The following is a 9,741-nucleotide window of genomic DNA, read 5'->3' as shown; positions in this document are numbered from 1 at the left end:
TCGGGACTATCAAATAGTAACCACCGCTGTCTATTTGACGATCATGGGCATCCGGTCGGGAGATGCGACTGAGAGGTCGACCCAGAGTCATCGGCCGAAAGCTTCTCGCGGAGGTGGCCGCGCAATGCGCGTGGCGCATTGCGCGACTGAGATCGGCATACCTAGGTTGCGAAAGTGGTTGCGGCGCTGAGGTGATGGATGCGCGCCGCTGTCAGTGCTGGTCAGCGGGATCGATGTCGGCGAACGTGTCGACCCAATGATGCGGCTTCCGTGGCGGATTGGGCTCCCCGGGGCGGGCCAGCCCGACAGCGCGCCAGCCAGCGGCGACGGCGGCGTCGAGTTCGTCCGGGTGGTCGGACAGGAACAGGATGCGCTGGGACGGCACGCCTATGGCGCCCGCGATCTTCTCGTACGACGAGGATTCGCGCTTGCCGCCCGCTGTCGACAGGTCGAAGTACCCGCTGATCAACCCGGACAGGCTGCCGTCGCGCGCGAAGGCGAACCAATCCTGTTGATTGCGTACCGATCCCGACGAGTAGACGTACAGCGCGAAGCCGGCGGCATGCCACGCGGCGAGCGCGGGCGGCACATCGGGAAAGAATTCGCCGTGCAGTGCTCCATTGCGGAAACCTTCCGCGCAGATGAGGCCCTGGGCGGTCTTGAGCGGTTCGGCCTTCACGTCCGAGTCGAGCCATTCCCGCAGGATCGCGGCGACCTCGGCGGGGTCGGCCTCGGGGCGACCGGCCAGCTCTCTGGTCGCGGCCAGCACGGGCGCGGCGGTGGTGGCACTGTTCTCGGCCAGCCACGACGGAAGCCGTTGCCGGGTGTAGCCGTACAGGTCTTCGCGGACCGAGGCGGTGGGGCTGGTGGTGCCTTCGATGTCGAGGACGATTGCGCCGGTCACGGCGCGGTCAGCAGCTCGTCGAGGGTGGGGAAGCCCGCGCTGATCTTGTCGCCGGTGAAGTCGCCGACCCAGCCGTCTTCCTCCTCGAAGAAGCGGATGGCGATGAAATCCGGGCGCTCGCCCATGTCGAACCAGTGCAGCGTGCCCGCGGGCACGGACAGCAGGTCGCCGCCTTCGCAGACCACGGCCAGGACCTCGCGGCCCAGATGCAGGTAGAAGCAGCCGCGTCCGGCGGCGAAGAAGCGCACCTCGTCCTCGGCGTGCCGGTGCTCGTCGAGGAACTTGCCGCGCGCGCCCTTGGCGATCTCGGGCCAGTTCGGGTCGCTGTCGTCGGGGTGGATGCGGGCGATGTCGATGTGCTTGTAGCGGCCGGACTCGTTGAGCTCGGCGACGTTGCTCGTGTAGTGGGCGAGCAGGTCGTCGGAGGACACGGACGTGGCGTTCTCGACCACCGGCCAGCGGCCGAACGTGATGCCGTGCCGGGCCAGTTCGGTGCCGATCTGTTCGTCGTCGGTGGTGCGGACACGCACGTCGGCCGCGTTGTCGGCGGCCATCACCTGCAGCAGGGTCATGTCAGTCCAATCTCGAGAATGTCGTCGCGGGAGCCGAACGCCGCCGGACTGCCGGTGCGGGACACCAGCTCGCACAACGCTTCCAGGCATTCGGCGCGATCGCGCGCCTGAGGGAGATTATCCCCCCACGCGGTGATCCCGTGCCCGGCGATGAACAGGACCGGGAGAGCGTCGGGGTGGTCGAGGAGGTAGCGCTCGATGTCGGCACCGATGCGCGGCACGTCGGGCCAGTTCGGGAACGCCGGGATGTCCGCGACGGCCGGATCGGTGCCGCCGAGCCCTTTGATCAGTTCGTAGTCGGTGATCCGAAGAGTGGTCAGCGAGCCGGGCGCGGCCGAGCGGGTGGCCAACGCGGTGGCGAACGGCGGGTGGATGTGGACCACGGCCTGGGCGGAGCGGGTCCGGTAGACAGCGGTGTGGATCGTGGTCTCCGCTGACGGTTTGCGCCCGTTGCCGGACACCGGCGCGGAATCCGCCACCCGCACGGTCACCATGTCGCGCTCGGTGAGTTCGCCTTTGGACAGCCCACTGCCGGTGACGACGGCGGTCGCGCCGGTGCGCACCGAGATATTGCCCGCCGTACCGGGCATCCACCCGCGCCGGTAGAGCTCGCGGGCGATGTCCGCGATCGCCGCACCGTGGGACGGATCGGGCCGGAGTTCGCGGGGGCTCTCCGCGATAGCCGTGCTGTGCGGGACATCGGAACGGAGCTCATGGGGGACGTCGGCGATTGCCTCGCCGTGGGATGTACCGGGCCGGAGCTCGGAGGGGGTGCCGGGGATTGCCTCGCCGTGGGACGGATCGGGCTGGAGCTCGCGGGGACTGTCCGCGATCGCCGCACCGTGGGAAGGATCGTTGCGGTGGACGACGCCGTTCTCGGTGACCACCGCGGTCACCAGCTCACCCGGCGTCACGTCGAACGCTGGGTTGAAGACCTCGGTCTGCGCGGGAGCCGTTGCCACACCGCCGAATCCGGTGACCTCATGGGCCGAGCGTTCCTCCACGACGATCTCGCAGCCGGTGGCCATGCCCGGGTCGCGGGTCGATTCGGGGGCGACCACGACGAAGGGAATGCCGTGGTGCCGGGCGGCCAGCGCGAGGCCGTAGGTGCCGATCTTGTTGGCGACGTCGCCGTTGGCGGTGACCCGGTCGGCGCCCACCAGCACGCAGTCGACCTGCCCGGTCGCCATCGCCCACGCCGCCGCGGAGTCGATGGTCAGCCGGTGCGGGATGCCCGCTTCGGCCAGTTCCCAGGCGGTCAGGCGCGCGCCCTGCAACAGCGGGCGGGTCTCGTCTACCAGCACCTGCTCGATCGCGCCGCGCTCGGACAGCACCCGAAGGGTGCCGATGGCGGTGCCGAACGCGCTGGTCGCGAGCCTGCCGGTGTTGCAGTGTGTGAGGACCCGCAGCGGCCGGTCCGGACAAAGGCCCTGCACCAGGTCGGCGGCGTTGGTGGCGGCCGCCCGGTTGACCCGCCCGTCTTCGGCCAGCATGTCCAGCGTCTCGGCGAGCACCGCGTCCGCGCCCTCGGCCACCTTCGCGCGGACTCGCCGCACCGCCCAGGCCAGGTTGACGGCGGTGGGGCGCGCTGCCGCGATCCGATCCGCCTCGGCCTGCACCGCGGCCTCGTCGACCACGCCCGCGACGGTGTGCGCGGCGGTAGCGATGACCACGCCGAACGCCCCCGCGATGCCGATGGCGGGCGCGCCGCGGACGGCCAGCGTCGTGATCGCGTCGATGACCTGGTCGACCGTGCTCAGCCGCAGTTCGCGCACCTCATGCGGCAGTCCGCGCTGGTCGATGGTGACGAGTGCACCGTCGTCCCAGAGCAGAGAGCTGTCGTCCATCAGGCGCATCCTTCGTCACGTCGAGCAGGGTCGTGCCTGGTCAACGGTATCGGACGGCGTTGGACGGCCCGTAGTCGCGTCAGCCTGCCCCGGTGGTCTCGGCGCGCAGCTTCGCGGCGAGTTCGCTGGGGTCGTAGTCGGGGCCGACGCCCTCGATCAGCAGCAGGTCGCCGTCGATGTGATCGGCGCGCAGCGGCAGGATCTGCTGGTAGGCGGGCGAGTGGTACCAGTCCCGTGCCTCGGTCATGCCGGGGAACTCGATCAGCACCATGCTGCCGGGCCAGCTGCCCTCCACGACTTCGACCGGGGGCCCGTGGATGACGAAACGGCCGCCGAATGGGTCCAGGGTGGCCTGGATGCGTTCCAGGTACTCCGGAATGTCGGGGTGCGGCCTTCGATTGCGCAGGTGGGCGAAGCCATAGGCGGGCATGGCGTTCCTTCGTTCGATGGCGCCGGGGATGGCGTCGAACCGACCGTAGGTCCGCGCTGCACGGGCGGCAATTACCGCGGAGATAAAGGCGCCGAACAGACCGCAGCCGCCGGTCCCGGGAGGAGAGGGGACCGGCGGCGCGGCGAGGGCGCAGATCAGCTGTAGCGGCGGTCCTGCTCGCCGCGCCGGTCGCCCTCGGACTTGCTGCCCCGACGGCTCTCCGGGTTCATGCCTTCGGGCATGCCCTGCTCCTGGCGCTGTTGCTGCTGCTGCCTCGGCATCTGCTTCGGCATTTTCTTAGGCGTTTTCTTCGACTTTTCAGCCATCTCCACTCGGTCCTTTCCGGGGGATTGATATTCGCCTAACAACTCAAACGATAGCGAGCGGATATGACTTGCGGAAGAGAAAGTGAAAAATATGGTCCGTAGCGGCTGATTGTTTACATTTCCGCAGGTAGAAGCACTATTAGCGACGGTATTCACTGGCAAATGCCGATGCGCGGGTGGCGGATGATACATTTTTCCCGGCCGATCGGGAGTGGCTCTACCGAAATGTAATCAGGAACAATCGAAGGCCCTCTCGGGGGTTTCGCGGTGCCGATATGGCCTGCGCCCTGCGCCCTTCGCGCATATGGCGACGAATTCAATTCTGCTGTCGTGGGCATGCGGTCGTTCGGCCTGCAGCCATGGTCGCGGCCATACGAAACAACTTGCGGCGGAACGCTTTCCATGAATGTCGCGGTCAGGGAGGTGGGTGCCGTGGCCGGTACCTTCTGCACGTCGTTGCTGGAATCCACAGTCTCACAACAGTTTTGGTGCGCAGAGAAGTAGCGTACCTGCTGGCCCGTTGGTCATGCCGGACTCCTGTTCGGCGCTCAGTAGCGCAGCGGAAGGAACTCGACGATCGCGCCGTCGACAGCGTCGGGCGGGACGACGACCAGACCATCGCGGTCGACCAGGCCGCCCAGATGCGCGGTGCGAACGATCGGGTCGCCGACCCATCCGCCCTCTTCGACGGCGCGGGCGGGGACGATACGTGGCACTTGACCCGCGACCTCGGCGCCGTTGCGCAATGGTCCGCGCAGCGAACGCGCCGCAGACGCGCCCGTGCGACCCTCGACGATCGCGGGTGCCAAGGCCATGAGCGTCGCGATGGCGGCGAACGGGTTTCCGGGCAGACCGAGCACCGTGGTACCGGACCCGAGCTCGGCGACGACGGTGGAACCGCCGGGACGCAGGCGCAGGCGCGGCACGACGATCTCGGCCCCGGCGCGGGTGAGGGCGGCACGCAGCTGGTCGGCGGCCCCGCCGCCGGTCGCGCCCACGATCACCAGCAGGTCGCCGTCCGGCGAGGCGGCCATGACCTCGTCGAAGCCGTGCGGAGTGTCACGCAGGTGCACCCGGTCGACAGTGTGGATGCCATACCACGACAGCAGGTCCGGCAGGATCGGGCCGATCGAGTCGCGGGTCTGGCCCGCCTGCAGCGGACCCTCGCTGCGGATCTCGTCCCCGGTCATGACGATGCGCGCGCGCACCGGGCCGCGCACCGGCGCCGTGGTGACCTCGACGCTCGCGGCCGCGGAGACCAGCGCCGCGGTGACCGGCGTGCCTTCCGGCGCGACAAGATCGCCGACCTCGCGGTCCTCGCCGCTGCGGCGGATGTCGTCGCGCGGCGGGGTGTCCGGCAGCCGGTAGAGGGTTTCCTCGGCGACGTGCGCGAACTCGTCGCGCAGCACGCCGGTGGTGCCGTCCGGCACATGCGCGCCGGTCGCGATCCGCACTGCCTCGCCGGACAGCAGCCCCACCGGACGCCGCCCGCCCGCAAACCCGATATCGCGGCGCAGGCGCCACGGCCCGTCGCCCGCCACCGCGTAGCCGTCCATCGCGGACACGTCGAAGCGGGGCAGCGGCCCGGCCGCCGTCAGCGGGCCCGCGAGCGCGGCGCCGGTCACCGAACGCAGGTCGGCCTCGTACTCGGTCAGCTGGGAGAGCCTGCCGCGCAAAAGCTCGCGCGCGTCGTCGAGCTCGAGCGGAGGATGCCTGCGCGGTGTCTCGACCGCTGCCCTGGCCTGCCGCACCTGCTCCTCGGTGTCGCAGTCGCCGACCCCGGGCAGCGGGATGATTGCGGCGTCGGCGGGCACCAGCGCCTTCATCGGCTGGTTGATCAGCGCGCCGAGCCCGTCCAGCGCGGCCACCAGCGCGGAGCGCCGCCACACCCCGATCAGATATTGCGGACGACCCGATTCGTCGGCCGCGAACACCGCGTCCGCGCCGGACTCGTTGGCGTGCCGCAGGAGTTCGGCGAGCGCCCACTCCGACAGGAACGGCAGATCCGCGGCGAGCACCGCGACCAGCGGCGCGGCGGAGCCGAGCGCGCGCAATCCCGTACCGATCGCCGCCACCGGCCCCGAGCCCGGCGGCACCTCCCTGACCTGGATGATCTGCGGCGGCAGCTCCGGCCGGTGCGGCCCGACCACCACGGTGTGCGCGCAGGAAGCAACCGCGGCGAGCGCCACCTCGAGCATGGAACGGCCGCCGATGACGATCGCGGGTTTGTCCACTCCGCCCATCCGGCTGGCCCGGCCGCCCGCGAGCACGATCGCGTCGACGGCCGTCACACGCCTCGACCTCGAGCTAGGTACACCATGGCGGCCATGCTAATTCGTCGGTGCCGGGAAGCCGGGGAGCGGACGGTGCGGATCAGGCGTTCGACCAGAAGCGGGCCGACCGCAGCAGCCGGAACTCGTTGTCTTCCGGGTCGGCGAGCACGAGTTCGGTCTCGTGGTCGGGAGCCGGGGCGGCCCGATCGACCGTCCTGGCGCCCGCGGCACGCAGCCTGTCCACCTCGGCGGCCTGGTCGTCGGCAGGCAGCGAGGCGAGATCCAGATGCAGCCTGGTGCGACCGGAGCCGGCGTCCGGGGTGTGCACGAATTCCAGCCAGGAGCCGAGCCCGGCGGCCGAACGCAGCCCGGCCAGTCGCGCGCCGCGGTGGGTGAACGGCCAGCCGGTGGCGATCGACCAGAATTCGGCCAGGCGCGCCGGGTCGCGGGTGTCGACCACGATCGCCGCGACGGCTCCGGTGTCCACGTACTCCTCCCTGGGCTCGAGCACGCAGAACTCGTTGCCCTCCGGATCGGCGAGCACCGTCCACGGCACCGCGCCCTGGCCGATGTTCACCCGTCGCGCCCCCAGCGCCAGCGCCCGGTCCACCTGGGTGCGCTGATGGTCGAGCGAGCGGGTGGCCAGATCGAGGTGCAGGCGGTTCTTGCCGATCTTGGCCCGCAGTGCGGGCAGGAAGGTGAGGGCAAGCCCGGGGCCGTCGGCCTCGGCGGCCGCGACGTCCACTCGATCAGGACCCTCGTGCGTCACGCACCAGCCGAGCAGTTCGGCCCAGAAGTCCGCGACCAACCGCGGCCGGTCGGCATCGAATACGACACACGCCAGGCGGGTGGGCATGGCTCAACGGTACTGGCCGCCGGTCCGTCGCGGAGCTCTTTCGGCAGGCCCCCCGCTCAGCGGTCGGGCAGCGGGAGGCGGGCGACGCCCAGGTCGACGCGTCCGTCCCGGATCGGCACGCCCTCCTCGGCGAGCAGGCGCAGCTGGCGATGGGCCAGATGCGCGGCAGGCCGGCCGCTCGCGCCGAGCACCCGATGCCAGGGCAAGTCGGCGGCGTCGGTGCGCATGATCCAGCCCACCGTGCGCGGCGTGGACAGGCCGGCGGCCGCGGCGATGTCGCCGTAGGTGGCCACCCGGCCGCGCGGGATCGACGCCACCAACGCGCGCACCTGCTCGATCTGGGCGTCGCTCGTCGGCATCGGATCAGAGCACCGAGCGCACGAGTTCGCCGGTCTCGGCCGGATACGCCTGGGCGACCATGTGATCGCAATTCCACTCCAGCACCGTCAGGCTGGCGCCCATATGCTCGGTGAGCGCCGCGCGGAACTCCGGCGTCACGAACGGCGGATCGACCTTCATCGCCTGCACCAGCACGGTGCACAGCTCACGCGGCGGCAGCACCCAGTGCCGGGCCAGCTGGCCCCAATAGGAGTTGATGGCGGGCAGGCTCATCCGCCAGCCGAATCGTCCGTCCGCGGTCGGCATCAGATGTTCGAAGAGCTCGGCCTCCAGCAGGCGCGGCTCCACGTCGCTCCAGCCACTGTCCAGCTTGTCCTGGCGGGCCTGCTCGGCGCTGTCGTAGTCGGCCGAGACCAGCGTGGACAGCGCGATCCGGTTGAGCCATTCCGGTTCCAGCGCGATGGCCGGGTCGAGCAGCACCAGCTTGCGTACCAATTCCGGATGTCGGTGCGCCAGATGCAGCGCGCACGCGCCGCCGAACGAATGCGCGACCACCACAACCGGTCCGTCGGCCTCGGCGGCGAGCAGGTCGACGAGGTCGGCGACGATGGTCTCGAAGTTCCACGGCGGCAGCGCGGTCGAGCGACCGTGTCCGCGCAGGTCGGGGGCGAGCACGCGGACGTCGGGCAGATGCCGGGTGGCCAGGTCTTCCCAGCGTTTGCCGTGACCGGTCACACCGTGCAGGGCGAGCACCACCGGTCCGGTCGTCGGACCGAACCGGTGGACATTCAAAACAGACACCGGTTCATTGTGACCTGCGCCGGAATCGCGCGCAGAGCCAGTCGAGCGGAGGGGTGTACCGGCGTGTCGGTCGTGTCTGTTGCAATAGCCCGCGTGGTGCGATCGGATGGCGCGGTGCGACTTGTTCGCCGGAATGTGGTGGCGCCCCGGCCGCGAGACTGGGGCGCCGACGTTCGCGCGCTGCTGGACGCCGCGGCCGGGGACGGGCCTGCGCGCCCGGGGTGGCGGCCCTGGCAGGTGCTCGGCGGCCCTGGTACAGGCAAGACGTCCTTGCTCGTCGATATCGCGGCCGCGCGCATCGCAGCCGGGGCCGATCCCGAATCCGTGCTGGTGCTGGCCCATTCGAAGCAGGCGGCGCGTGCGGTGCGCGACGCCATCAGCGCGCGGCTGGCCGGGCCGGGTCCCGGCGCCGAGGGTGGTGTGCCCGGCGCCACACGAGAGCCGCTGGTGCGCACCGTGCACTCGTACGCTTTCTCCGTGCTGCGCAGACACGCGACGGCGCACAGCAACCCGCCACCGCGTTTGCTGACCGGCGCCGAGCAGGACGCGGTGCTGCGCGAGATGTTGCGCGGCGACTTGGCGGATATCGCCGCGGGCGCGAACGGGTTGTGGCCGCAGCGACTACGGCCCGCGCTGGCGCTCGGTGGATTCGCCGAGCAGTTGCGCGATCTCATGCTCCGGGCCACCGAGCGCGGTATCGGGCCGGAGGACCTGGTTCGCCTCGGCCGTGAGCATGCCAAGCCGGAATGGGTGGCGGCGGGCGAATTCGCGCTCCGCTACGAACAGACCATGCTGTTGCGCTGGTCGGTCGGCGTGGAGGCGCCGGAGGCGACGGCGCCCGCGCTGGACGCCGCCGAACTGGTCGGCGCGGCGCTGGACGCGCTGGCCGCCGACCCGAATCTGCTTGCCGCGGAACGCTCCAGAATCGGATACCTGCTGGTCGACGACGCCCAGCACCTCGACCCGCAGGCAGCGATCCTGGTCAAGGCGATCGGGCGCAGCGCGCGGACCACGGTGATCGCGGGCGATCCCGATCAGGCCGTGTTCGCCTTCCGCGGCGCGGACGCGCGGTTCGTCGCCGACCTGGACGCGCCGGACGGCCAGCGCATCGTGCTGCGGGACAACCACCGGTTCAGCGGTCAGGTGCGGCTGGCGGTCGCGCGGATAGCCGCTCGTCTGCCCGGCGCCGCGCCACAGCGCTTTCCGGTGCCCGACCAGGTGGCGCCACAGGACGAAAGCGCCGAGGTGCGGGTCCGCGTGCTCGCCACGCCCGCGAAGGAGGCCGCGCTGATCGCCGACCATTTGCGCCGCGCGCACCTCACCGCCGGGGTGCCGTGGTCGCGGATGGCGGTGATCGTCCGTTCGGTGCCGCTGTCGCTGGCGCCGCTGCGCC

10 protein-coding genes are annotated in these 9,741 nt (G+C 70.6%); 1 reads left to right on the top strand and 9 read right to left on the bottom strand.

Annotated features, from left to right (window positions below; all coding sequences use genetic code 11):
- Positions 1-211: 211 nt before the first annotated feature.
- The 9 genes from mtnC to NA4_RS12005 form a co-directional block, all read right to left on the bottom strand.
- A complete protein-coding gene (gene mtnC, locus NA4_RS12040; RefSeq protein WP_067468714.1) occupies positions 212-904 on the bottom strand; it encodes an acireductone synthase in 693 nt (230 codons plus the stop codon).
- Complete coding sequence (locus NA4_RS12035) at positions 901-1,476, bottom strand: 1,2-dihydroxy-3-keto-5-methylthiopentene dioxygenase (protein ID WP_067468711.1); 576 nt, start codon at positions 1,474-1,476, stop codon at positions 901-903. The genes mtnC and NA4_RS12035 overlap by 4 nt, the downstream gene beginning before the upstream one ends.
- On the bottom strand, positions 1,473-3,323 hold the full coding sequence (locus NA4_RS12030) for a bifunctional S-methyl-5-thioribose-1-phosphate isomerase/methylthioribulose 1-phosphate dehydratase (RefSeq protein WP_067468779.1): 1,851 nt from the start codon (positions 3,321-3,323) through the stop codon (positions 1,473-1,475). The genes NA4_RS12035 and NA4_RS12030 overlap by 4 nt, the downstream gene beginning before the upstream one ends.
- A 79-nt stretch (positions 3,324-3,402) precedes the next feature.
- Entirely contained in the window at positions 3,403-3,753 is a 351-nt protein-coding gene (locus tag NA4_RS12025; protein WP_067468709.1) for a DUF1330 domain-containing protein, read from the bottom strand.
- A 155-nt stretch (positions 3,754-3,908) separates the two neighbouring features.
- A complete protein-coding gene (locus tag NA4_RS40270; RefSeq protein WP_157128960.1) occupies positions 3,909-4,079 on the bottom strand; it encodes a hypothetical protein in 171 nt (56 codons plus the stop codon).
- Positions 4,080-4,627: 548 nt separating this feature from the next.
- Positions 4,628-6,370 carry an NTP transferase domain-containing protein gene (locus NA4_RS12020; protein WP_084497009.1) on the bottom strand — a complete coding sequence of 581 codons (1,743 nt, stop codon included), beginning with the start codon at positions 6,368-6,370 and terminating at the stop codon, positions 4,628-4,630.
- Positions 6,371-6,452: 82 nt separating this feature from the next.
- On the bottom strand, positions 6,453-7,208 hold the full coding sequence (locus NA4_RS12015; protein ID WP_067468706.1) for a VOC family protein: 756 nt from the start codon (positions 7,206-7,208) through the stop codon (positions 6,453-6,455).
- A 56-nt stretch (positions 7,209-7,264) separates the two neighbouring features.
- The gene (locus NA4_RS12010; protein WP_067468703.1) at positions 7,265-7,567 is read right to left on the bottom strand and encodes an MGMT family protein; all 303 of its coding nucleotides are present in this window, start codon (positions 7,565-7,567) and stop codon (positions 7,265-7,267) included.
- A gap of 4 nt (positions 7,568-7,571) precedes the next feature.
- Positions 7,572-8,348, bottom strand: a complete 777-nt coding sequence (locus NA4_RS12005) for an alpha/beta hydrolase (RefSeq protein ID WP_067468700.1) — start codon at positions 8,346-8,348, stop codon at positions 7,572-7,574.
- A gap of 72 nt (positions 8,349-8,420) precedes the next feature.
- On the opposite strand from NA4_RS12005, the gene NA4_RS12000 reads away from it, so the two are divergent.
- Positions 8,421-9,741 (top strand): UvrD-helicase domain-containing protein (locus NA4_RS12000; protein WP_373862778.1); only part of this gene is annotated, 1,321 nt, incomplete at its 3' end.

Origin of the sequence: Nocardia amamiensis NBRC 102102, assembly GCF_001612745.1 — a bacterium.
GTDB lineage: Bacteria > Actinomycetota > Actinomycetes > Mycobacteriales > Mycobacteriaceae > Nocardia > Nocardia amamiensis.
This window is presented reverse-complemented; position numbering and strand designations above follow the sequence as displayed.